This window comes from Paenibacillus bouchesdurhonensis (genome assembly GCF_900155685.1).
Lineage (GTDB): Bacteria > Bacillota > Bacilli > Paenibacillales > Paenibacillaceae > Fontibacillus > Fontibacillus bouchesdurhonensis.
Genome location: NZ_LT732548.1, coordinates 2,090,158 through 2,114,300 on the forward strand (window position 1 = coordinate 2,090,158; position 24,143 = coordinate 2,114,300).

The following is a 24,143-nucleotide window of genomic DNA, read 5'->3' on the forward strand; positions in this document are numbered from 1 at the left end:
AATACAACATGAGTTAGGAGCAGCAGGAGGGGATGGTCTTGAAGCGAAAACAAATATTCCGTCTGCAGACTACGATTACCCTGTTAGTGTGCCTTGTTCTCGCTTTCGTATTGTTGATTATATATATCATGTTCAGCGAGCAATTCAAAAATCAAACCAGGCGTAATCTGGAAGAGCGCGTCGTAGCGGTATCGCGAACGATGGCTCTTACGCCTTCTGTGCAGGAGGCGCTGCGCAATCCGCAAAGCTCATTCAATATTCAGCAGTATGCGAATAAGATCCGCCGGCTCAATGACGTTGAATTTGTAGTGGTGATCGACATGGAGGGCATTCGCAGATCCCACCCGGATGCGGAGCTGGTCGGAAAGCATGTCGCCGGAGGCGACGAGCAGCCGGTACTTCTGCGCGGGGAGCATAAAATATCAATCGCAGAAGGTACGCTGGGCACCTCCCTGCGGGCCTTCGTGCCGATTTTTGATGCGGAGGGCAGCCAGGTCGGAGCGGTTCTGACAGGAGTGTTGCTGGGGCGGATATCTGAAGAAGCATCTAGGAACCAATGGATTTTATACTGGGGGCTTGGGCTCGGAGGATGTATAGGTGCGGTCGGGGCGTATTTGCTTGCCCGCAAAATCAAACAAACGATTTACGATATGGAGCCATTCGAAATCGCCAAGCTGCTGAAGGAACGAAACGCGATGCTTCAATCGGCGAAAGAAGGAATAATAGCGGTAGACGAGCATTTGTCAATTACGCTGATCAATGAAGAAGGACGCCGATTGTTTAGGCAAGCGGGATTGCCTGCCAAGCTGGTGGATGAAGATATTCGGAGCATTTGGCCGAGCTTGGGGTGCGACAATATTTTGCAAACAGGCGAGTCTATTTCAGATGAAGAAGTAGAGCTAGGAGCAGTGATCGTACGCGTGAGCAGTGTACCTATTCTAGTGAACGGAGAAGTTGCTGGAGTCATTGCCACCTTTAGAGATAAGACGGAAATCCGGATGATGAATGAGCGATTATCAGGGCTGTCCTCCTATGCCGAAGCATTGCGGGCGCAAGCTCATGAATTCCGGAACAAGCTTCATGTCATCTATGGAATGGCTCATATGGCCTATTACGACCAACTGCAAGCATATATTTCGGAGACGCTCCAGACGCACGAGTCCGAAGTGGGAGCAGTTACAGAGCAAATTAGAGATCAGGTCATGGCTGGATTCATATTGGGGAAAATGAGCAGAGCCCGGGAGGCCGGCATTGACTTCGTGCTTCTGAAGCATAGTTTATTGCCGGAGCCTGGCAGCGGCGAAGTCATGCATCATTTAATAACGATATTGGGAAACTTGTTCGACAATGCCATAGAATCGCTGCAAGCCGATCATCTCGGCCCTGAAACTCCGCTGATCGAGCTCTCCCTTCGTTATGATCCATCCGCTGGCCAATTGCTCTGCTCTGTTAAAGATAATGGCAGCGGGATTCGCGAGGAAATCCAAGCCACGATATACGACAAGGGGTTTTCGACCAAAGGAGATGACCGGGGAATGGGACTTTATCTCGTTATGCTAAGGGTAAAAGAGCTGGGCGGAAAAATGGATTGCCTCTCTTTATGGGGAAAAGGGACTCAGTTTACCGTTAGCTTGCCATATGCTGTAAAGGATGCTGATATATGATCCGTGTGCTGATTGTTGAAGATGACCCGATGGTCGCGCAGTTTAATCGATGTTATTTGGAACAGGCTGGCGGATATCAATGCATCGGAGCGGCAGCTTCCGTTGACGAGGCTGAGATTTTATTAGAACGCGACAGGCCGCAGCTTATTTTACTGGATTTATTTATGCGGAAAAAAGGCGGTTTCGATCTGCTTAACAAAATACGCAGCAATGATGCGAATATTGATGTTATTGTTATATCTGCCGCCCGGGATCCGGAAAGTATTAAGAAGGCTCTGCAGTATGGCGCGGTTGATTATTTAATTAAGCCCTTTAACTTTTCAAGATTTAAAGCGGCGCTTGATAACTATCGTGAAACGTATTACCGCATGAATACACCGGATAGCATGAGCCAGGACGATCTGGATCAGCTCATTGGAAGATCTCCCGATAGAGGGAGGAATGCAGGCATGCAAAGCTTGCCCAAAGGCTTGACCCCAGGCACGCTGAAAATATTATGGGAAGCTATAGAGGGACATGGCCGCAGTTTTTCAACCGAAGAACTTGCGCAACTGTCGGGAATTTCACGTGTGTCCGTTCGCAAGTATCTTGCTTTCCTGCAGGAGATCGGAGTGCTGCAATCAGAGTTGATTTACGGGACAGGGGGAAGGCCAATGGATAAATTTTGGATTTTTCCGGATAAGTCCGAGGTGGTAGAGATATATTTTTAAATTATTATACTAAACGTTAAACCCTCATCATTTCTAAATGAAATGGCGGGGGTTTTTGCTGTTAGGACGGGTGTGGATATCGCTTGAATTTCATTCCACGGCGCAGGATTGTCTACTTACATTACTTAAATAACGATTTCAGTACTTACAAAATCTGTTCGAGAGACGGAAGCATATATACAATACTTATTATGTGAAAACATGCACAATACCAAATTGCTGCAACAACAAAATGAAGAGGGGAACAGCATGAAAACAAGACAAACAAAGAGTCTAGCGCTCACCATGGTGGCAGTTATGATGATGGCGCTCATCTTACCGGCTTGCGGAGGCAAGGCAGAATCTGCCGATATCGTAGTGATCGGAGGAGGCGGAGCAGGAATGTCCGCGGCCATCGAGGCGCATAATCAGGGGGCAAAGGTCGTTCTGCTGGAGAAAATGCCGATGCTTGGCGGAAACACGGCTCGAGCTGAAGGCGGGCTGAATGCTGCTGGCACGGAATATCAAAAGACGCAAGGGATTGAAGACAGCCCTGAGCTGCATTTCGAAGACACAATGAAAGGCGGCAAAAATGTAAATAACCCGGATCTCGTCAAGGTGTTGACAGACAACGCTGCGAAGTCGATCCAATTCCTGAAGGAGAACGGCGCCGAATTGTCGGAGGTCGGCAAAGCCGGAGGCTCCAGTGTTCCGCGCATTCATCGACCGCAGGGCGGGGAAGCGGCAGGTAATTTTATCGTAGTCGCTCTGAAGAAGAAATTGGAGGAATTGAATGTTGACGTTCGTCTGCAGCACAGCGTCACGGAAATTGTGACGGATAAGGATGGAAACGTAACTGGGGTCAAGGGTACGGACAAGGAAGGCAAAACGTTTGAAGTTCAAGCCAAGGCAGTTATTCTTGCGACGGGCGGATTTGGCGCTAATCTGGACATGGTCGTTAAATATAACTCTGATTTAGAAGGATTCGCTACGACGAATGCGCCTGGGGCACAGGGCGATGGCATTCAATTGGCTGAGGCTGTAGGAGCCAAGCTGGTGGATATGAACGAAATTCAAATTCATCCTACGACCATTCCGGGCGAAGGCGTCCTTATTACGGAAGGCGTCCGGGGAGACGGAGCGATCCTCGTGAACCAAGAAGGTATTCGGTTTACAAACGAGCTGCTTACAAGGGATGTTGTATCTAAGAACATTTTGGTTCAGACCGATAAAATCGCTTACTTGATCTTTAATGATGAGCTTCGTGGAACGCTGAAAGCAACGGATACGTATTTTGAAATGGGTCTCGTCCAAGAAGGGCAGACAATCGCTGAGCTGGCGGCCAAGATTGATGTCGATGCCGCTGTTCTGGAGGAAACTGTGAATCGTTACAGTCAATTTAAAGAGGCTGGCAGGGATGGAGATTTCCAACGCGACGATATGCGCCTCGATTTTACAAAGGGCAGCTATTATGCCATTAAGGTAACGCCAGGCATCCATCATACGATGGGCGGTGTGATGATTAATACCCAAGCACAAGTGCTGAGCGAAGCGGGCACTGCTATTCCAAACCTATATGCTGCGGGTGAGGTTACGGGCGGCGTTCACGGTGCTAACCGACTTGGCGGCAATGCGCTGGCCGATATTACCACATTCGGACGCGTTGCTGCTCAGGAAGCTGTGAAATCGCTCAAATAACAGGCATCAATAATGAGAAAAGGGGAGGAAACTATGCGCAGATCGGTAAAAAACGCAGGAGCAGCAACTATAGCTGCATTTCTTGTACTGGCTGGCTGCTCGGGTGGCGGGCAGTATATCGATGGGATTTATGAAGGAAGCGCCCAAGGGGCCAAAAGCGAGATTAAGGTCTCCGTTGAAGTAAAAGGAGCGAAGATCGATAAAATCGAAATTATTGAGCATGGCGAAACGCAAAGCATTGTAGATGCGGCCATAGAAACGACGATTCCGGAAATTATTAAGGAGCAGTCTACGGATGATATAGATGTCATTTCCGGTGCCTCCAAATCGAGCGAGGCTGTTGTTCAAGCGGTGGAAACCGCACTAAGCAACGCGAAGAAATAACCTCAACCATAACGAAGGGCACCCATATCGTCGTAACGATGGGGTGCCCTTACATAAGGTAGCAAGCTTATTATTGCCTAATGGCAGCTGTAATTTCCTCATCCAGCTCCAAGGTAATATCATCCTTAAATGCCCGAATACCGTACTCCTTGTATACATACTGCATGATCGCTTCAATAATATTCAACTCGATCAAGTAGCGGCTGCGTCCATTAGCCCACACCTCTCCGGTATAACCGGTATCTTCATCCCAGCTTAGCTCGACCTGGATATCGGTAGGACGCAAGCCGGTGCGATCTGCGGTGTGAATGCAAATTGCGTTAATGATTTCATCCATGCTGAGAATCATAGGTTAGTATCTTCCTCCGCGATTGTTGTAATCATCGTTGCGCGGGCCTTGATAGGTTTGCGGCTGCGGCTTCTTAAATCTACGGAAGAGGGCAATGGCTATTACGACGATCAAATAGATAGCGAACAGGTTAACGGCCAGGCCGAGCAATTCGCCAAAGAAACCCATGCCTCCAAACAGTCCACCGAATAGAAGTCCGGCCAATCCACCGACCATCATCCCCTTCATAAAGCTGCCACCGCCAAAAAATCCGGTTCTGTTGTTATTCATGCCGTTCGTGGTTGAAGTGGATTTGTTCGTCGTATTGGATTCCGATTTGTTCACCGTGCTTGATTTCTTCGGCGTATTGGTAAAGCTTCGTGGGCCGGATTTAAAGCCACCACCACGTCTGGCATCTGCGAAATCTGTAACCGTGAAAGCAAAGAATAGTGTGAATACCATAACGAGCAGCGTCATTTTTTTGAACATACCTAGAGTAAACCCTCCTACTTTAAATGTGTATTTATATAAGAGTATATACGAGTTGCCTTAATAATAGTTTCAATTTTTAAAAGAAAGAATCATTTGTATAAAGTGTCATCCAATATTGCATCCTACACAATAAGAAACTGCACCAAAAGCAGATTCAATACATGCCGCAGGTAGGCGAAGGCAGGTGTTCACTGTTGAGTGAAAAAAACATTCTCGCTTATTTCAAGAGCCCGGAAGAAGCGGAGGGTGCTGCTCGGAAGCTGCAGGCCCTTCGGGTTGTGGATTTGTCCATCGATCGCTTCAGCAAATATCCTGGGGAAGGCTATGATCCTTTAAATCCGATCGCCGGTAATATATCCAGCCTTGCGGAAATTACGCAGGACGGGGACATAACCAGCCCATCCGCAGGCATTCTGTCGGCGGCCGACCCGGCCGCAAGCGGAATGAGCCATGGAGGACAGGGAGGGCCGACAGGCCATGATATTCTGCTTACGGTCGTCGTAGACGAATCGAGTCATCATCAAGCCCTGCGCATCATTGAAGAAGCAGGCGGCATGACGTAATCGCAAATATCCGAAGGAGGAACAAAAGATCATGAGCGAGCATAAACAGGACGCAAAGCGCTCCTACTCAGCGAAGTTATCAAAATCCATTGGACATAACGAGGATGTAGAGTTTTCCGAGGAGTTGGCGGATCAAGAGGACTGGGAGGCGCTAGAACGCAGTGAGCGTGCAGATCGTCGCCAACAGCAACGCCGCTAACTGCGGCAATTAGGTTGACATTAGAGCAGAAGACATCGTTTTGCGGTCTTTTGCTCTTTTTTTTCATGGACTATATAACCAGCTTCATATCTTTTATAATTGACCGCTGCCAAATGGATTGACAGCAAGTTGTCCAGCCTTTTAACTTCAAAGCATACAGACAGGAGGATGCATAATGGACACGATCAAAATAGGCATCGTCGGCGCCGGACAAATCGGAAAGGCACATCTGGAGGAGTACATGAATATTCCTGGCGCGGCGATCATTGCCATATGCGATATAAATCTTGAGGAGGCTAAGCGTGTTGCGGCTAAGTACGGCGTATCCAATGTTTATGCGGATTACCGGGAAATGCTTCAACAGGAGGAGCTCGACGCCATCGACGTATGTCTTCATAACAATTATCATATGCCGGTAACAACGGAAGCTCTGGAGGCTGGCATACATGTGTATTGCGAGAAGCCGATCGCGGGCTCTTATGCGGATGGCCTGAAAATGGTAAAGACAGCCAAGGCTTGCGGCAAGCTGCTTCATATTCAATTAGCGCATCTCTATCATATCGAGACAAGAGCTGCCAAACAATTAATTGATGCGGGCAAGCTCGGCAAGCTATATCATGCTAGATCCACAGGTTTTCGGCGTCGCAACAGGCCTTATGTCGACGGCTACGGAACTGCGGCATTTACGAGGAAAGAAACCGCTGGCGGAGGAGCGTTATACGATATGGGGGTGTACCATATTGCCCGCATGCTGTATCTGCTGGGGAATCCGCAGGTAGAGCGGATTACAGGGCGCACGTATCAGGAAATGGCAATGGACGAGGAGCGCAGGCTTCGCTCCGGATTCGATGTCGAGGAGATGGCAGCCGGATTAGTCTGCCTGGAGGGCGGAATAACGCTGGATATTATCGAATCCTGGTCGCTGCAGCTCGGAGGTCTGGAGGGCAGTTCAATCGTCGGATCGGAAGGGGGGATCCGTTTGCCCGGAGCGGTGTCGGACAGAGAAGCGAATGGCTTCAGCTTCCATACGACTATCGCCGACTTGGATATGGATTGCACGGTGAATTTGGAGCGGGCCGATTGGCGCCAGCGGATGCTAAGTCCTTTTCCGAATGCCTATGCAACTTCCCAGCATCACTGGATTGCAGCTTTGCAGGGGCAGGTGCCGCTGCTGCCTACCGCAGATATCGCACTCAACACGATGTTGATTAGCGAAGGGTTATATTTGTCTCAACAATTGGAGCGTGAAGTAAGCGCGGAAGAGGTAGCGCGAGGCTCCAAATCCACTTCAATCGTCCTCTAGCCGCTTGTATAGCGGCTTTTTGTTTACCTTGATATTATATAGTACAATAAAGGGTATGCGTATGAACCGAGGAGGATAAAACAACATGATTTGGAAGGAAATAACTATAGATACAACAGAAGAAGCAGTAGAGATGATTACCAACTTTTTGCATGAAGCAGGAGCCGGCGGCGTAACCATTGAAGAATACGTGGATAACAACAAGCCTAGAGACACTTCCTTGGGACAATGGTTTGAAATTCCGCCCAATGATATCCCTGAGGGGGAAGCTAGAATAAGCGGTTATTTTCCGGACGGGACGGACATTGATTCGGTCATTGCTTCCGTGAAGGAACGAATTGCGGAGCTTGCCGGATATGATATCGATGCAGGCCGTGCGGATATAGCAGTGAAGGATGTAAGCGAGGACGACTGGGCGAATAACTGGAAGCAATACTTCAAGCCGCTCCGGGTGTCGGAGCGATTGACGATCAAGCCGACCTGGGAGGCGTATGTACCTGAGTCTGAAGAAGAGAAGATCATTGAGCTGGATCCGGGCATGGCCTTCGGAACGGGGACACATCCGACGACATCGCTTTGCCTCCGTACGCTCGAAGGTGTCATTCAACAAGGCGATGAGGTCATTGACGTCGGGACAGGCTCGGGGATACTTGCGATTGGCGCAAGCAAGCTGGGCGCATCTCATGTTCTTGCGTTGGACTTAGATCCGGTAGCTGTCTCCAGTGCTTTAGAGAATACGAGACTGAATGGTCTTGAGGATCGGATTACTGTTGTAGAGAGCGATCTGTTGTCCGTTTTGAAGCAAGAGTCGGCGGAGCTTAACGTCAAGCTTCCGGTTCGTGTTGTCGTTGCTAATATACTAGCGGAAATTATTTTGTTATTTGTCGATGATGTCTACCAGGCGCTGCAGCCGGGTGGCTATTATATTGCATCGGGCATTTATAAGAATAAAGAACAAGCCGTGGAGGAAGCGCTGCTTGCCGCGGGATTTGAGATCACGGAAACCGCCAGGGAAGAAGACTGGGTTGCTTTCGTGGCGAGAAAGAGGTAGCCATTCATGGATTTTTTAAATCAAATATTGCGAATTCCTTTGGATCAGCTGCCCTATTTTTTGATTACGCTGATCATTGCTTTTACCGTTCATGAGTTTTCCCATGCTTATTTTGCCAACAAGTTCGGCGATCCAACAGCGAGGCTGCAGGGACGGGTGACGCTTAACCCCGCTGTCCACTTCGATCTGCTCGGAGTGATTTTGCTTCTGATTGCAGGGTTCGGCTGGGCAAGGCCGGTACCCGTCAACCGGGACAATTTTGATAAGCCGCGGCAGATGGGGATTATTGTATCCGCGGCAGGCCCGCTCAGCAACTTGCTGCTCGGTTTTCTCGGAACGATGATTTATGTCGCTCTTTCCCAATTCGGCATTTTAAGCATGATCACGAACGAAATTTTGTTTAATGCCGTACATAATTTTTTCATCATTTTTAATATTATGAACTTCTTTCTGTTCCTATTCAATTTAGTGCCGCTGCCTCCGCTCGATGGTTACCGCCTGTTGGAGGATATTGTGCCTGACCACGTTAGAATTAAATTGAGGCAGGTTGAACAATGGTCTATTTTAATTTTCCTAGTCATTCTAATTATCCCGCCGCTTCGCAATATTACGATTGAACCTCTTTACACGGGAGCCAGAACGATTTTTTCCCAGTTTACCAGTTTCTTCATCATGCTGTTTGGCGGTTAAAATCCCCCTTTGATTCAGGGAATAAATACTGGAATCCATAATTCAAAAGTTGTATGATGTTCTTTGGTGAATAAGGTGAGGTTGATGATAAATGCAGCGTTATTTTATTGATCCCGAACAATTCGGGGACAAATTGGTAAGCATAACTGGCGAGGACGCTCGTCATATCGGCAAAGTGATGCGTTCCAAGCCTGAAGATAAGCTGATTGTCACTGACGGGAATGCGAGGGAAGCGCTTGTCGAGATTGTAGAGATCGAAGCACAGCAGGTGACTGCCCGCATCGTTGAAATGCTTGAAGCTTCCGGGGAGCCGCGTGTTCAGGTTACGGTGGCCCAGAGTCTGCCGAAAGGCGACAAGATGGAGATTGTGATCCAGAAATGCACGGAAATTGGCGCCGCGTCGTTCCAGCCTTTTATGTCGGAACGGACGGTGGTTCAATACGATCCAAAGAAAGAAGAGAAGCGAACGGCTCGCTGGCGTAAAATTGCCAAAGAAGCTGCCGAACAGGCTCATCGCAGCAAAATTCCAGCAATCGAAGCACCTGCGTCATGGAAGGAATTGCTGGCGAAGCTGCCTGAATACGACCTCGCTTGTGTATGCTATGAGAAGGAGCACGGCCAGCAGCTGCGGGACGTGCTGAAGCCTTTTGCCGAGCGCCTTGGGGCAGTTGCGCCTTCGCGGGTGATGATTGTGATCGGGCCTGAGGGCGGATTTACAGCGAGGGAGATTGAGCAATTAGAAGCGGCAGGGGCAGTGTCCATAGGCTTGGGCCGAAGAATATTTAGAACAGAGACGGCCGGAATGGCCGCCTTAACATGTATTATGTATGAAACTGGAGAAATGGGGGAGAGTTGAACAATGCCATCCGTTGCTTTTTACACACTTGGCTGCAAAGTCAACTTCTATGATACAGAAGCGATATGGCAGCTTTTCAAAAACGAAGGCTACGAGCAGGTCGATTTCGAACAGACTGCCGATGTATATCTCATAAATACTTGTACAGTCACCAATACAGGAGATAAAAAATCGCGGCAAATTATTCGCCGTGCAGTCCGCCGCAATCCCGATGCGATCGTTGCAGTTACCGGCTGCTACGCCCAGACGTCGCCAGCCGAAATATTGGACATCCCGGGGGTCGACCTCGTTATCGGCACGCAGGATCGCGAGAAGATTATGCCCCTGATCGGACAACTCCAGGAGCAGCGTCAACCTATTAATGCCGTACGCAACATTATGAAGACCCGTGAATTTGAAGAGTTGGACGTTCCCGACTTCGCAGACCGCACGCGCGCTTTTCTCAAAATCCAGGAAGGCTGCAATAATTTCTGTACGTTCTGTATTATTCCATGGTCGCGAGGCTTGTCCCGGAGCCGTGATCCGCAAAGCGTCGTGAATCAGGCAAGGCAGTTAGTTGCTGCCGGTTATAAGGAGATCGTACTGACTGGCATTCATACCGGAGGATATGGGGATGACCTTGAAAATTATCGTCTATCCGATCTGCTCTGGGAGCTGGACAAGGTTGATGGTTTGGAACGGGTACGAATCAGTTCGATTGAAGCGAGCCAAATCGATGAGAAAATGCTTGAAGTGTTGAAGAACTCCACTAAAATGTGCCGACATTTTCATATTCCGCTGCAAGCAGGCAGCAACGAAGTTCTTAAACGGATGAGACGTAAGTATACGATTGAAGAATTTGAGCAGAAGATCAAAATGATCCGTGAGTTCATGCCGGACGTGGCCATTACGACCGATATTATCGTCGGCTTCCCGGGGGAGACCGATGAGTTGTTCCGGGAGGGCTTCGAGGCGATTAAGCGCATCGGTTTCTCCGAGATGCACGTGTTCCCGTATTCCAAACGGACGGGCACACCAGCGGCACGGATGGAAGATCAGGTAGATGAGGAAGTGAAGCACGCGCGAGTGCATGAGCTGATAGATCTATCGGAAACGATGCAGTTGGCATATGCGCAAAAATTCGTCGGCGAAGTGCTGGACATTATTCCGGAGAAGGATGAAAAGGGATTGTCTGGCGAAGGGCACGCCACCGGACTTAGCGATAACTATCTACAGGTTCGCTTCGAGGCTCCAGGAGATTTGACCGGCAAAGTATGCCGGGTGAAGTTGACGGAAGCCGGCGTTAACACTTGCGAAGGCCAGCTCGTGCGCATTTTGGAGGATACTTCCAAAGCCTTGGCTTAAATTACGGAGGAAAATGCAGTGAACCATATATTTATCTTCAAGGATTTCACCCCGAAGGGGTGAAGTCCTTGTTGTCCATTTAGATGTTATCACGGTGTACAGGCAAGTTGAGAATTCCGTATTAACCAATGATGTTCTAGGAATAAGGAGGGGTCAATGTCATGCCGTCCACACAAATATCTGCAGGAGGCATTGTCTACCGCAAAGAAGCGGGACTACTGCAAATTCAGCTAATTACGGATCGATACGGTAAAATATCGTTTGCTAAAGGAAAACGGGAAAACGGAGAGACGATTGAACAAACCGCGCTCCGTGAAATCCATGAGGAAACCGGGATTGTCGGCCGAGTCGTCGAGCCCATCGATATTATAGCCTATACCTATCATCATCCCAACCTAGGAGATATCCAAAAAGAAGTACATTATTATCTTGTTGAGTGCGAGGGCGGCAGTCTGAGGCCGCAAACGGAAGAAATACGCAGTGTAGCCTGGTATGAACCGGAAGTCGCTTGGGAAAGACAATGCAATGCCGGTTACGATAATAATGATTTTATTTTGGAAAAGGCGTTAAAACTGCTAGGTATCCGCCTTTAATCACGCATTTTGGTGGAGGAAATCACCGCTGTCGGTGAGGTGGAACATTTTGGCGGACGGTGCGTTGGATTCCCCCATCTCGACCACACGGGCAAGTAGCAAAAAGGGAGTGCGAGCAAAGAACAGACGACGTTGAAAATCGTCTGCGTACGTGCGATTTGAGCCGCTGGATCGCTGCTCATCCAGGCTGCCGCCGTTTCCAGCCAAGGGATCAAAGGCATAAACAATAATGCGCCAAGAACGTTCAGGATTACATGGGACCAGGCGACAAAACGTCCCGACCGCGTACTGCCGATCGCTGCGATCAGCGGCGTAATGCATGTGCCTACATTGGAGCCGAGAACCATGGCGATACCGAACTCGATGGGCAGGGTGCCTGTAGCGACGAGCCCCATCGTCATCGCAATGACGGCAGCGCTGCTATGGATGAGGGCGGTGAGCAGCCCGCCTGCAATAGCTCCCCATAGGAGGCTGTCGTCCGCGTGCTCCAGCAGCCATGCGATTACGCCGCGCTGTTCCAGAGCGGGGCCGATCGATTGCATCCAGGTGATCGCGATCATGATCAGGCTGAAGCCGAATACAGCCAGCGAGCCGAATTGCAGCGGTCTTAACATTTGAGTCCAGCCGGCATTGGTTCGGTGGCGGGGAAGGGCCTCTTCGCTCATTACGGCAGCAGCCCAAACGATAAGAGAGCTGATCAGCAGCGGGATGCCTAGACGTGAAATATTTAGAGCGATCAATTCGGTCGTTAGGCAGGTTCCGACATTGCCGCCGAGAATGATGCCGAGTGTCCGTCCATACGATAGCAGCCCGGCATTAACAAGTCCGATCGTCATGACCGTAGCCGCCGTGCTGCTCTGCAATACGGCGGTTACGAACGAGCTGGACAGCAAGCCCGTCCACGGCGTGCGCGTTGAGCCTTGAAGCAGCTTGATTAATCTAGGGCCGGCCCAAGTCTGCAGCGCGGCCTCCATGATTTTCATGCCAAGCATAAACAAGGCAAAGCCAAATGTCGCCGGGAACACAATTTCGTGAAACATGAGCTCCCTCCTCTGATATAAAGCTGTACAAGTTACATATATGCCAAGCTTGCAGCTCTCATGCCCGAAGGCGGTGTTCCCTGCTTGGTTACCCAGGTAGGATCGCTGGCCGTATGCCTGAATCGAGGAGATGCTATTTAACAATAAGAGGAGTGGTCAGCTTGCCATCAATTATTTTGCAAAGAAGCCGTAAAAAGCGGCTTGAACAGGGTCATCCCTGGATTTTCAGCAATGAAATCGAGAGAGTCGAGGGCGAGCCGGAGCCGGGCAGCTTAGTCACTGTGTTGGATTGGAGAGGGAAATTTCTGGCGACAGGGTATTACAATCCTGCTTCGCAAATAACGGTACGGGTCGTATCCTATCAGCCACTGGAAGCGATGGATGTTGCTTTTTTTATGCAGCGTTTTGAGCAGTGCCTAGCCCATCGTAGAAGATTTGTGCATGAGGCTGCCTACCGGTTAGTGTATGGAGAGGCTGATTTTTTGCCGGGGCTTATTGTTGATCGCTTTGGTGATGTGCTCGTCGTTCAATTGCTTACGCTTGGAATGGATCGCTGCCGTGAAAGCATTGTGCAAGCTCTGGTGTCCGTTATTCAGCCCGCAGGCATTTATGAGCGAAGCGACGTATCCATCCGGGCGATGGAAGGTCTGGAAGAGATGAAGGGGCCGCTTTATGGCAATCCCCCGCAGCATGTGACGGTTACGGAGAATGGACTTTTGATCCAAGTGGATATTTGGCAGGGGCAGAAAACGGGGTACTTCTTTGACCAGCGCGAGAATCGTGCCTCTATCGAGCCTTTGATGATGGGCTGGGGAGAGCGGAGCGGCGTTACGTTGCAGCAGCAGCCGGTAGACGGCGGAGGCTTCCGCATGGTTCCGGTGAACCGGAAGGGCAAGGAGGTTACTTTCCCATATTGGGATGGAGCGACGGTGCTGGAATGCTTTTCCCACACGGGGAGCTTTACGCTGCATGCCTGCAAGTATGGGGCTAAGAAAGTGACCTGCCTCGATATTTCCGAGCACGCGATTCAAAGCGCCCGGGAGAATGTCAGGCTAAACGGCTTTGAAGATCGCGTGGAATTCGTCGTTGCCGACGCTTTCGAATATTTGCGCAGCCAGGTTAAGGGGCTGGACGAGCGTCGTGCGCGTGCTGTTGACGACGGGAAAATAGACACCTCGCTTCCGATGACGGCCAGCGGGGGGAGAACCTGGGATGTCGTTATACTCGATCCGCCAGCCTTCGCCAAGACGAAGGGGGCTGTTAAAGGGGCATGCAGAGGGTACAAAGACATTAACCTGCATGGACTGAAACTGGTCAACGAGGGGGGCTACTTGGTTACTGCGAGCTGCTCTTACCATATGAAACCGGAACTGTTCCTGCAAACGATCCAGGATGCTGCCATGGATGCCGGCAAGGTGTTGAGGCTGATTGAATGGCGTGCGGCCGGGAAAGACCACCCGCAAATTTTAGGCGTCAATGAAGGACACTATTTGAAATTTGCAATTTTTGAAGTGCGGACGAAGACGTTTTAATTCCTCGAACCAGTAATAAAAGGAAAATAAACTTTCTCAGCCAACAAGACTTCTGATTATTCAGAAGTCTTGTTGTATTATGCGACTTTTTTCATTAAAATAACAGAACATACATTCTTGTTCCTCGAGTGAAGTGTAGGATCGTTATGTTATAATGTAAATTAACAATTTGACCGTGAAAAAAGCTGTGGGTTCAATGCTTTTTTTCTTTCATAGAACATTAGTCTTAAGTCAATTACGCTGTATAGGAGGAGCTTCATGTCACTTCAATTTATCATCGGCCGTTCGGGAAGCGGCAAAAGCAGCTTGATATTAGAGCGAATTACCTCCATGCTGAGGTCGGATCCGAGCGGGCCTCCAATAATTCTAATTGCTCCAGAGCAGGGGACGTTCCAGATCGAGCGCGCGATTGTGCAGTCAGAACAACTTTCCGGTACCGTCAGAGCTCAAGTGCTGGGCTTTCACCGCCTAGCTCTACGGGTTATGCAGGAAACCGGCGGATCTGCACTAATACCAATAAGTGAAGAGGGCAAGAAGATGCTTCTTTACAAAATTATGCGCCGCCATCGGAAAGATTTGAAGCTATATAGGCAATCGGGCGATCAGCTCGGTTTAATCGACCGGATCAATTCCCTATATAGCGAGCTTAAGAAGCATGATGCTGATTTTTCATCGCTTGATAAATATGGGGAAATATTGGAGAAAACAGACGGCGAATCGCCGCTTCTAAAGGATAAGCTTCATGATTTAAGCATCATCTATCGCGAATTTGACCAGGAATTATCCAAGCTTTACATAGATGCTGAAGATCATGTCGTTAAATTGGCAGAGGGGGCTCCGAGTTCCTCTTATCTTCGCGGGGCTGACATATGGATCGACGGATTTCAGAGCTTCACCCCGCAAGAATATAAAGCTATCGGAGCGCTGATGTCGGTTGCTTCCTCCATGACTGTATCGCTTACATTAGATCGTCCTTATGATGACGGAGTTTTGCCGCATGAGCTGAACTTATTCCATGCTACGGCGATCACATACATGAAGCTGCGTGCGCTGGCTGAGGAATACGGAGTTGAATTGAAGGCGGCGGAGGTGCTCGATACCCGTCCTTTTCCCCGTTTCAGAGACAATATGACATTATCTCACCTGGAATTGGCTTATGAGCATCGGATTCCGTGGAAGGGAGCAGATCCGCCTGAGGATTTGTCCTCCTCCTTATCTCTTCACACTGCGAGCAGCCGGCGCACGGAGACGGAAGGAGCCGCGCGCGCCATGGTTGCTCTAGCCAGGGAGCAAGGAGCTAGATGGCGGGATATGGCTTTATTCGTCAGAAATTTGGAGGACTATGACCATCTTATCGGCCCCGTGTTCGAGGAATACGGCATTCCCTATTTTTTAGACCAGAAGCGGAGTGTGCTTTACCATCCCATGGTAGAGCTGATACGCGGAGCGATGGATGTTGTATTGAAATTTTGGAAGTATGAAGATGTATTTCGCTGTGTCAAAAGCGAGTTTCTGCTGCCCCTGGATGGCAGCTTGACGCGAAATCATATGGATCAGCTTGAAAATTATGTGTTGGCCAGCGGGATTCATGGTTATCGCTGGACCGATGGCCGCCCATGGAAAGGAGCACCCAGCCTGTCGCTGGAAGCCGCAGATCATCCTGCAGAGCAAGCGGGAAACGAGGCTATGCGTCTTCTGGAGCGCTGCCGAGAGGCGGTCGTAGCGCCGCTAGCTGCATTTGAGACAAGATTGAAGCGAAGCCGCAATGCCCGCGAAATGTGCACTGCAGTCTACAAATTGCTGGAGGATATTGAGGCTGCCCACCGTCTGGACAAGCTGGCCCATAAGGCTCAACGTAAGGGACTTCCGCAGGAAGCGATGGAACATCGCCAGTTGTGGAGCTCTGTCCTTGATCTGCTTGATCAGATTGTAGAAATGATGGGAGATGAGGAGCTAAGCTTCGACATATTTGCCGGAATCATGGAGACGGGCTTGCAGGATCTTAAGCTGTCGCTCGTTCCGCCTTCCTTGGACCAGGTGTTGATCGGAAGTACGGATCGGACGCGTTCCAGTCATGTCAAGCACTTATTCCTGCTCGGAATTAACGAAGGCATTATGCCTGCCAATATACAGGAAGAAGGCGTGTTAAGCGATCAGGAAAGGGTACGCCTCTCCGAAATCGGCATGGAGCTTGCTCCCGGTTTAACGCGAAGGCTGCTTGATGAGCGCTTTCTCATTTATGAAGCTTTATCGGCTGCCAGTCAATCGTTATGGCTCAGCTACCCACTGGCTGATGAAGACGGCAAGGCGCTGCTGCCCTCCGAAGTGATGCGGCATGTGAAGACGATTTTCCCAACTCTATCGGAGAAATTTGTCGCTGAAGCCCCGGTGGCCATTGATAACGAACAGCAGCAGCTGGAATATGTCAGCCGGCCAGCGCCGATCCTATCGCGGTTAATAGAACAATTGCGTCAATGGAGAACCGGCGAACCTATTTCACCGATATGGTGGAGTGTTCTGAGATGGTATAAGGATCAATCCGAGTGGGAAGGGAAGCTTACCCATCTGCTGGGCTCGCTCAATTACCGCAACCAGGTTCGCGGGCTTACGGCTGCTACGAGTCGCAGATTATACGGCAAGCGTCTTCGGACAAGCGTGTCGAGGATGGAGAAATTTTCGGCCTGCCCATTTTCGCATTTCGCGTCTCATGGCTTGAAACTGAAGGAACGGCAAATTTATCGTTTGAAGGCGCCGGACATCGGGCAGCTGTTTCATGCGGCGTTGAGTTCAATGGCGCTTACGTTTAAGGAGCAGAATCGCAGCTGGGGAAGCCTTACCGCAGAGCAATGTCTGGAAGAGGCGGCCATCGCTGTCGATCGGATTGCGCCGAAGCTTCAGGGGGAAATATTGCTAAGCTCCAATCGTTATGGATATATTTCTCGTAAGCTCAAAAATATTGTTGGACGCGCCTCAATCATCCTTGGTGAACAATCCAGAAGAGGCAGTTTTGAGCCGATCGGCTTGGAGCTGGATTTCGGACCGGGGCAAGCTTTGCCGCCGCTTACATTCGAGCTCTCAAACGGATGTGTGATGGAAATCGTGGGACGGATCGATCGCGTTGATGTGGCGGAGGGAGAACAGGGGATACTGCTTCGAGTCATCGATTATAAATCAAGCCAGACGGATTTAAAGCTGCACGAGGTCTATTACGGATTGTCGCTGCAAATGCTGACTTATCTCGACGTGCTGCTTACCTCGGCCGAGTCCTGGCTCGGAGAGCGCGCATTGCCGGCAGGCACGCTGTACTTCCATGTCCATAATCCGCTGCTGCAAAGCAGCAATGGCATGAGCCAAGAGCAGGCCGATTTGGAGATGCTCAAAAGATTTAAAATGAAGGGGCTATTGCTGGCGGATCGTGATGTCATCTCCAAGATGGACAATGTCCTCGACAAAGGATATTCCGATATTTTACCAGTTGCCGTCAAAGCGGACGGTGGCTTTTACAGCAGCGCTTCCGTTGCTACAGAGGAGCAGTGGTACAAGCTGTTGCGTTCGGTAAGACGGGCGATAACCGAAATTGGAACGAGAATTACGGACGGGGATGTACAGATTACACCCTATCGCATTGGAACAGAGACGGCATGCACCTACTGCGCCTTCAAGCCGGTTTGCCGCTTCGATGAATCGGTGGAGGGTGGCTCTTACCATCTGCTTAGCAAGCCTGGCAAGGATAAGCTATGGGCGATGTTTGAACAAAATGTTGGAGAGGAGGGGCAAGGATGAGTAAACCGAAGCCACAAGGCAGCTACTGGAGCGATGATCAGTGGAAAGCAATATCGCTGTCCGGCAGCAATATGTTGATCGCAGCAGCGGCAGGCTCCGGAAAAACGGCGGTGCTTGTAGAACGGATTATACAGAAGCTATGCAATACGGAGCATCCGCTCAGCGTCGACCGCCTGCTCGTCGCCACCTTTACGAAGGCGGCTGCTTCCGAAATGAGGCAGCGCATTCGGGAAGCGCTGGAGAAGGAGCTGGATCGGAATCCCGGGAATGAGCATTTAGGACGGCAGCTCGCGATGCTGGGCCGCGCTTCGATTACGACCCTTCACTCCTTCTGTATGGAAGTGATCCAGCGGTATTATACGTTGATTCCGCTTGACCCCGGCTTCCGCATCGCTTCCGAGAGCGAGACGGCTCTGCTTCGCCAGGAAGTGCTGGAAGAGTTGTTCGAGGAAAAGTATGCGACCGAGCCGGGAGGCAGCCCTTTTCTGCGCCTAGTTGATTGGTTTGGCGGGGAACGCAGCGACGATGCCGTATTCTCGCTTGTCCAGAGATTGTACGATTTCTCGCGAAGCCATCCCTGGCCGGACTATTGGCTGCAGCAGGCGGCGGGTGTATTTGCTGCTTCGAGTGTTGAGGATCTGGAGAAGAGCGTTTGGGTCAGCAGCATTTTGAGTGATACGAAGCTGACGCTGGAGGGAGCTGCGCAGCTGCTGCGCCAGGCTCAGATACTGGCCATGTCTCCCGGAGGCCCGCAGCCTTATGCGAGCACGCTGGAAGAAGACATCGCGATGGTTGAGCTCATGCTGGATCCCGTTAATGAAGGGCAGTGGTCTTCGCTGCACGGACAATTTGAGAACATTGTGTTCGGCAAGCTTAAGCCCTGCAAGAAGGATCAGACCGATCCCCTGCTGCAGGAGCGGGTTAAAGCGCTGCGCGAGGAAGCGAAGAAGACGATGACGGAGCTGCGAACCCAGTTGTTTGGACGCGCGCCAGAGACTTTCTTGGACGAAATGAATCAAATGGCTCCACTGATGGCCGAGCTGTCTTCATTCGTCACCTCCTTCGCTGAGCGATACCGGAAGGAGAAAGCGGCCAAGGGCTGGCTCGATTTCTCCGACTTGGAGCATTATTGCCTGCAAATATTACGTCACCCGGACTCGGCGCCGGATAAGGTTGTTCCTTCGGATGCCGCGCTTGAATATCAGCAGCAATTCGAAGAGGTGCTTCTCGATGAGTATCAGGATACGAACACGGTGCAGGAGGATATCGTGCGGCTTATTTCGCGCAGAGAGCCTGGCAACCGTTTTATGGTAGGCGACGTGAAGCAAAGTATATATAGATTCAGATTGGCTGAGCCAGGATTATTTCTGCAAAAATATCGGAGCTATGGCGACGATGGGGCGGCTGAAGGACTAAAAATTGATCTTGCCCGCAATTTCCGCAGCCGGCGTGAAGTGATTGAGGCGGTCAATTATTTGTTCCGCCAGGTCATGAATGAGCGGGTTGCGGAAATATCTTACGACTCGCGTTCAGAGCTCGTCTACGGGGAGGGCTTTCCCGATAATGCCGGGGAAGATTATCGTCCTGAGCTGCTTCTGATTGACCGGAGCGGAGATAAAGCTTTGGACGGCGAGGTGCCGAGATCCGAAGACGATGGGGATAGGTCATTGATCGAGGAGGAATTGGCCGATCTAGAGGCAGTGCGCCTGGAAGCTAGGGCAATTGCGGCCAAGATCCGGGAAATGCGCCAAAAGCCGCTGCGCATTTATGACAAGCACTTGAAGGGATTGCGGCCTGTGGAATACCGGGATATGGTCATACTGCTGCGTTCGACCTTAACCTGGGCTCCTGCCATGATGGAGGAGCTGAGAATGGAAGGGATACCGGCTTATGGAGAGGTGAGCCAGGGATATTTCGAGGCCTCTGAGGTCGAGACGATGTTGTCCCTGCTTCAAGTCATTGATAACCCGTTGCAGGATATTCCCCTAGCAGCCGTCCTTCGTTCGCCTCTTTACAGCCTGTCCGAGGAGGAACTGGCCGAAATTCGTCTGGCAGCCCCGAGGAGCAATTTCTATGAGGCTCTGCAGGCCTTTATCGCCCGGGACGAAACGGCTCCGGCACTGGAAGCTGCGGTCGGTGTAGAGGCCGAGGGAGCAGATGATATCGGAACGAAATTTGATAGACTTAAAGCTAGGCTAGTCGCTTGCACCGAGCAGCTAGAATCATGGCGAAATAGCGCTAGAGAAGGTGAACTGGGCGATCTCATTCGGGATATTTATCGGCAAACCGGATTTTTGGATTGGGTTGGAGGCTTGCCGGGGGGCGGTCAGCGACAAAACAATTTGCGAGCCTTGCTTGATCGAGCGAGGCAATTTGAGAAATCCTCCGCCTCGCGAGGGCTGTTTCGCTTCTTAAGATATATTACGAGGCTGCGGGAAAGCGGCGGCGATCTCGGAGCAGCGGCTTCTGCAGGCGAACAGGAAGACGCGGTAAGAATCATGACCATCCATAAAAGCAAGGGGCTGGAGTTCCCCGTTGTTTTTGTAGCGGGGCTGTCAAAAATGTTCAATCGGCAGGATTTGAATACGCCATTTTTAATGCATAAAGAAATGGGATACGGGCCGAAATTTGTAGATGAGGCTACGAGAGTGAGCTACCCTACGCTTCCAAACCTAGCGATTCGCCGCCGGGCGCAGCTCGAGCTGCTAGCAGAGGAGATCAGGGTTCTGTACGTAGCGCTCACAAGACCGAAAGACAAGCTCATTCTTATTTCTTCTGTCAAAGATTTGGCCAAGGCGATTGAAGCGTGGGGAAGCATTCTCGATAGCGGAGATGAACGGCTTCCAGACTACCTAATCGCTCGCGGGCGAAGTTATTTGGATTGGATCGGCCCTTCGCTTATCCGTCACCCAGCTGCCGGGCAGCTGCGGGAATACGCTGGATTGCCGAGTCCTGCTCCAGAATATGACGCCGGCAGCGCGCCGGATTGGGTTATCGGCTTCATCGCCGCCGAACAGTTCGTGACCGCTGGTGCGCAGGCAGCAGCAGCCAAGGCATGGGCACCGGAGGAGAAGGCGCTGCTGCAGACGCTGGTATCGGGCGGTCCTGTGCCCGTTAGGCCAGCGGAGAGCACGGAGCTGGATTATGCCGTTCGATCACGGCTGGATTGGCGTTACCCTCATGAGTGGGCCGGGCGCCTTTCGGCTAAAACCTCAGTCACGGAAATGAAGACGCTGCTGGCGTTGCAGGAAGAGCCGCCGTTGGATTGGCTTGCTGCGGAGGAAGCGCGCCTTGAACGGCGGAATATCCTCGAAGATAAAGTGGAGTACAAGCTGCACTTAAGACGTCCAAAATTTATGGAGGAGAAGCGGATGACGCCGACCGAACGGGGAACGGCCTATCATATGCTCATGCAGCATCTTCCATTTGACGGTGAGGCAAGCAAGGAAACGGTTCATCAAACGCTGCAGCAGTTAGTGGAGAAGCAGATCATGTCCCAGGAACAGAGCAGGGAAATGGATGCTGAACGGGTCGCCGGCTTTTTGCGAAGTCCGCTGGGCGCTTTGCTTCGTCAGGCTGACTGGATCAGGCGAGAGATGCCGTTTAGTTACGGCTTGTCCGCAGCAGAGGCATATCCGCGCTTTGCTTCTCCTGACACTGAGTTTGGTTATCACTCCAAGGCAACTGGAGAGCATGTTGTACCTGGGGAATCAGGAGGAATGGGGCAATCCCCTCTCCAACAGCTCGAAGAGGAAACCGTGCTTATTCAAGGAATCATCGACTGTTTATTTACAGTCGAGGACAAATTATATTTGCTGGATTATAAGAGTGACCGCGTTCTGGAGCATCTTGGCGGTGTGCCTGCTTTAGCGGAAACATATCGCTTTCAGCTTGAGCTGTATGCTAAGGCGATCGAACAGATCATGGGCCGCAAGGTGGATGAAAAGTGGCTGTACTTTTTTGATAACGGGGAAGCGGTCAAGTTGTAAATAGAGAAGTATCGTCAAATATAGAGGGGGAGCAGGCAATGCGTATTTTGCATACGGGAGACTGGCATCTAGGAAGGACGCTGGAAGGGCGCAGCCGATTTAAGGAACAGGAAATGTTCATGGATGAGCTGGTGCAGCTTTCGCACGATCAGCAAGTCGATATGATTTTGATGGCCGGGGATGTGTATGACAGCGTAAACCCACCGGCTGCTGCCGAAGGGCTGTTCTATGAAACTGTTGCCCGGCTGAATGATCAGGGCTGCCAGCTGGTCGTCATTGCCGGGAACCATGATCAGCCTGAACGCATTTCAGCTGTTTCTCCGCTTGTTTCGCAGCGTGGGATTACGCTTGTCGGCCTGCCTGCTTCCCGAAGTGTAACCGTGGATATAGCCCGCAGCGGGGAGCGAGCTGTCATTGCTGCCCTGCCTTACCCTTCGGAAGCGAGATTATCCGAGCTGCTGGCCGAGGACGGAGACGAGCGGGAGCTTCGCTTGGCGTACAGCGCCAAGGTCGGCAAACTTATGCGGCAACTTTCCGGGGAGTTTCGACCGGATACTGTAAACCTGGCGATGAGCCATATTTATGTACTTGGCGGGGTAGAATCGGATTCCGAGCGTCCCATCCAAGTCGGCGGCGCTTACACGGTAGACCCTTCGGCTCTTGATGTTGGAGCGCAGTATACGGCATTAGGGCATTTGCATCGCCCGCAGCTTGTCAAAGGCAACGGGCTGATCCGCTATAGCGGATCCCCGCTTGCTTACAGCTTCTCAGAGGCCGGACAAGCGAAATCCGTCATGCTGCTGGATGTGGCGCCCGGAGGGAATCCGGTAACGGAAGAGCTCCATTTGACCAGCGGCCGTCCTTTGGTGCGGTGGGCTTGCCGCGCTGGCTTGGAGGAAGCGCATCGCTGGCTTGAAGAGGGACGGGACAGGAATGCATTTATTGATCTTGAAATCAGTCTGACCGAAGCGATGTCGATGAGCGAAATTCAGGCGCTGCGCAAGGCGCATGAGGGAATAGTACATATCCGTCCGATTTATCCAGGACGCGATGAGGAGCAGGCGATTGCGGCGCGCGCCCAAATGCCGGTACACGAGTTATTTCGTAAATTTTATCAGCGGCAAAGCGGCGGGGCGGAGCCGGAGGAAGAGCTTGTAGAGCTGTTTATGTCGCTTGTAGCAGATGAAGAGGCCGCTGTTCAGGAAGAGGAGGAGGAGCTATGAAGCCGATATCGCTAAAGTTGTCCGGCCTGCAGAGTTACCGGAGCTTGCAGGAGATTGATTTTACGGCTCTCTGCGATACGGGGTTGTTCGGAATATTTGGCCCGACTGGAAGCGGGAAATCCACAATCCTCGATGCGATTACTCTAGCGATGTATGGCAAAGTAGGCCGTGCCTCGGGAGGAACGCAGGGAATTATGAACCATTCGGAGGATTCGCTGTTCGTGGCATTCACCTTTGAATTGGTATCGGCGCAGGGCGTGGAGCGCTACCGGGTAGAGCGCCGCTTCAAGCGGCAAAGCGATATTTCGGTGAGCAGCACGATTAGCCGATTCATCGAAATATTGCCCGAGGGCGAGAAGGTTGTAGCTGATAAGCTTGCTGATGTGACGCGTTGCGTCGAGGAGAAAATTGGGCTTAAGATGGATGATTTCACACGCGCCGTCGTTCTTCCCCAGGGTAAATTTGCCGAATTTCTCTCACTAAAGGGAGCGGAGCGAAGAGCTATGCTGCAGCGTCTGTTCCACTTAGAAAAATACGGTGATCTACTTGCTCAGAAATTGAGCCGCAAAGTGAAGGATAACGATCAAGCGTGCAAAGAGCTTATCGCGGAGCAGCAGGGGCTTGGCGACGCATCGGAGGCTGCGCTTCGCGAGGCGGAGGCTGCGCTGAAGGCGGCTGCAGCGATGGCCGAGACGCGCCGGCGCGAGCTTGACGACGCGCAG

At 51.1% G+C, this 24,143-nt stretch carries 20 protein-coding genes; 17 read left to right on the forward strand and 3 right to left on the reverse strand.

Going from position 1 to position 24,143, the window contains the following annotated elements:
* The first annotated feature begins 32 nt into the window (after window positions 1–32).
* From dcuS to CZ379_RS13585, 4 genes are all read left to right on the forward strand, one after another.
* Window positions 33–1,664, forward strand: a complete 1,632-nt coding sequence (gene dcuS / locus CZ379_RS13570) for a DcuS/MalK family sensor histidine kinase (RefSeq protein ID WP_234404912.1) — start codon at window positions 33–35, stop codon at window positions 1,662–1,664.
* Complete coding sequence (locus CZ379_RS13575) at window positions 1,661–2,374, forward strand: response regulator (RefSeq protein ID WP_110932105.1); 714 nt, start codon at window positions 1,661–1,663, stop codon at window positions 2,372–2,374. Before dcuS ends, CZ379_RS13575 begins: the two co-directional genes overlap by 4 nt.
* 249 nt (window positions 2,375–2,623) lie before the next feature.
* Window positions 2,624–4,051 (forward strand): FAD-dependent oxidoreductase, encoded by a 1,428-nt coding sequence (locus tag CZ379_RS13580; RefSeq protein ID WP_110932106.1) that lies wholly within the window; start codon window positions 2,624–2,626, stop codon window positions 4,049–4,051.
* A 33-nt stretch (window positions 4,052–4,084) separates the two neighbouring features.
* The gene (locus CZ379_RS13585) at window positions 4,085–4,435 is read left to right on the forward strand and encodes an FMN-binding protein (protein ID WP_110932107.1); all 351 of its coding nucleotides are present in this window, start codon (window positions 4,085–4,087) and stop codon (window positions 4,433–4,435) included.
* 70 nt (window positions 4,436–4,505) lie between these two features.
* Here CZ379_RS13585 and CZ379_RS13590 read toward each other — a convergent pair whose 3' ends face one another.
* Both CZ379_RS13590 and CZ379_RS13595 read right to left on the reverse strand, forming a co-directional pair.
* Complete coding sequence (locus CZ379_RS13590; RefSeq protein ID WP_110932108.1) at window positions 4,506–4,784, reverse strand: YxcD family protein; 279 nt, start codon at window positions 4,782–4,784, stop codon at window positions 4,506–4,508.
* Between the two features lie 3 nt (window positions 4,785–4,787).
* Entirely contained in the window at window positions 4,788–5,252 is a 465-nt protein-coding gene (locus CZ379_RS13595) for a hypothetical protein (protein WP_110932109.1), read from the reverse strand.
* Between the two features lie 197 nt (window positions 5,253–5,449).
* On the opposite strand from CZ379_RS13595, the gene CZ379_RS13600 reads away from it, so the two are divergent.
* From CZ379_RS13600 to CZ379_RS13635, 8 genes are all read left to right on the forward strand, one after another.
* Window positions 5,450–5,818: a hypothetical protein gene (locus CZ379_RS13600; protein ID WP_110934374.1), complete on the forward strand. Its 369-nt coding sequence runs from the start codon at window positions 5,450–5,452 to the stop codon at window positions 5,816–5,818.
* A 31-nt stretch (window positions 5,819–5,849) separates the two neighbouring features.
* A complete protein-coding gene (locus tag CZ379_RS13605) occupies window positions 5,850–6,017 on the forward strand; it encodes a YfhD family protein (protein WP_110932110.1) in 168 nt (55 codons plus the stop codon).
* 175 nt (window positions 6,018–6,192) lie between these two features.
* Window positions 6,193–7,320, forward strand: a complete 1,128-nt coding sequence (locus tag CZ379_RS13610; protein WP_110932111.1) for a Gfo/Idh/MocA family protein — start codon at window positions 6,193–6,195, stop codon at window positions 7,318–7,320.
* An 85-nt stretch (window positions 7,321–7,405) separates the two neighbouring features.
* Window positions 7,406–8,371, forward strand: a complete 966-nt coding sequence (prmA, locus tag CZ379_RS13615; RefSeq protein WP_110932112.1) for a 50S ribosomal protein L11 methyltransferase — start codon at window positions 7,406–7,408, stop codon at window positions 8,369–8,371.
* 6 nt (window positions 8,372–8,377) lie between these two features.
* Window positions 8,378–9,061: a site-2 protease family protein gene (locus CZ379_RS13620; RefSeq protein ID WP_110932113.1), complete on the forward strand. Its 684-nt coding sequence runs from the start codon at window positions 8,378–8,380 to the stop codon at window positions 9,059–9,061.
* Between the two features lie 91 nt (window positions 9,062–9,152).
* On the forward strand, window positions 9,153–9,917 hold the full coding sequence (locus tag CZ379_RS13625; protein ID WP_110932114.1) for a 16S rRNA (uracil(1498)-N(3))-methyltransferase: 765 nt from the start codon (window positions 9,153–9,155) through the stop codon (window positions 9,915–9,917).
* A 3-nt stretch (window positions 9,918–9,920) separates the two neighbouring features.
* Window positions 9,921–11,261 carry a tRNA (N(6)-L-threonylcarbamoyladenosine(37)-C(2))-methylthiotransferase MtaB gene (gene mtaB / locus CZ379_RS13630; protein ID WP_110932115.1) on the forward strand — a complete coding sequence of 447 codons (1,341 nt, stop codon included), beginning with the start codon at window positions 9,921–9,923 and terminating at the stop codon, window positions 11,259–11,261.
* Window positions 11,262–11,422: 161 nt separating this feature from the next.
* Complete coding sequence (locus CZ379_RS13635) at window positions 11,423–11,854, forward strand: NUDIX hydrolase (protein WP_110932116.1); 432 nt, start codon at window positions 11,423–11,425, stop codon at window positions 11,852–11,854.
* On the opposite strand, the gene CZ379_RS13640 is transcribed toward CZ379_RS13635, so the two are convergent.
* Window positions 11,851–12,894, reverse strand: coding sequence for a Na/Pi cotransporter family protein (locus CZ379_RS13640; RefSeq protein ID WP_110932117.1), 1,044 nt, complete (start codon window positions 12,892–12,894; stop codon window positions 11,851–11,853). The two genes, CZ379_RS13635 and CZ379_RS13640, sit on opposite strands and share 4 nt — an antisense overlap.
* Window positions 12,895–13,055: 161 nt before the next feature.
* On the opposite strand from CZ379_RS13640, the gene CZ379_RS13645 reads away from it, so the two are divergent.
* The 5 genes from CZ379_RS13645 to CZ379_RS13665 form a co-directional block, all read left to right on the forward strand.
* Window positions 13,056–14,426, forward strand: coding sequence for a class I SAM-dependent rRNA methyltransferase (locus CZ379_RS13645; RefSeq protein WP_110932118.1), 1,371 nt, complete (start codon window positions 13,056–13,058; stop codon window positions 14,424–14,426).
* A 258-nt stretch (window positions 14,427–14,684) separates the two neighbouring features.
* Window positions 14,685–18,209, forward strand: a complete 3,525-nt coding sequence (gene addB / locus CZ379_RS13650) for a helicase-exonuclease AddAB subunit AddB (protein WP_110932119.1) — start codon at window positions 14,685–14,687, stop codon at window positions 18,207–18,209.
* A complete protein-coding gene (addA, locus tag CZ379_RS13655; RefSeq protein ID WP_110932120.1) occupies window positions 18,206–22,198 on the forward strand; it encodes a helicase-exonuclease AddAB subunit AddA in 3,993 nt (1,330 codons plus the stop codon). The genes addB and addA overlap by 4 nt, the downstream gene beginning before the upstream one ends.
* A gap of 38 nt (window positions 22,199–22,236) precedes the next feature.
* Window positions 22,237–23,421, forward strand: coding sequence for an exonuclease SbcCD subunit D (locus tag CZ379_RS13660; RefSeq protein ID WP_110932121.1), 1,185 nt, complete (start codon window positions 22,237–22,239; stop codon window positions 23,419–23,421).
* Window positions 23,418–24,143: AAA family ATPase (locus tag CZ379_RS13665; RefSeq protein ID WP_199925604.1), on the forward strand; the 726-nt coding region annotated here is incomplete at its 3' end. The genes CZ379_RS13660 and CZ379_RS13665, both read left to right, overlap by 4 nt.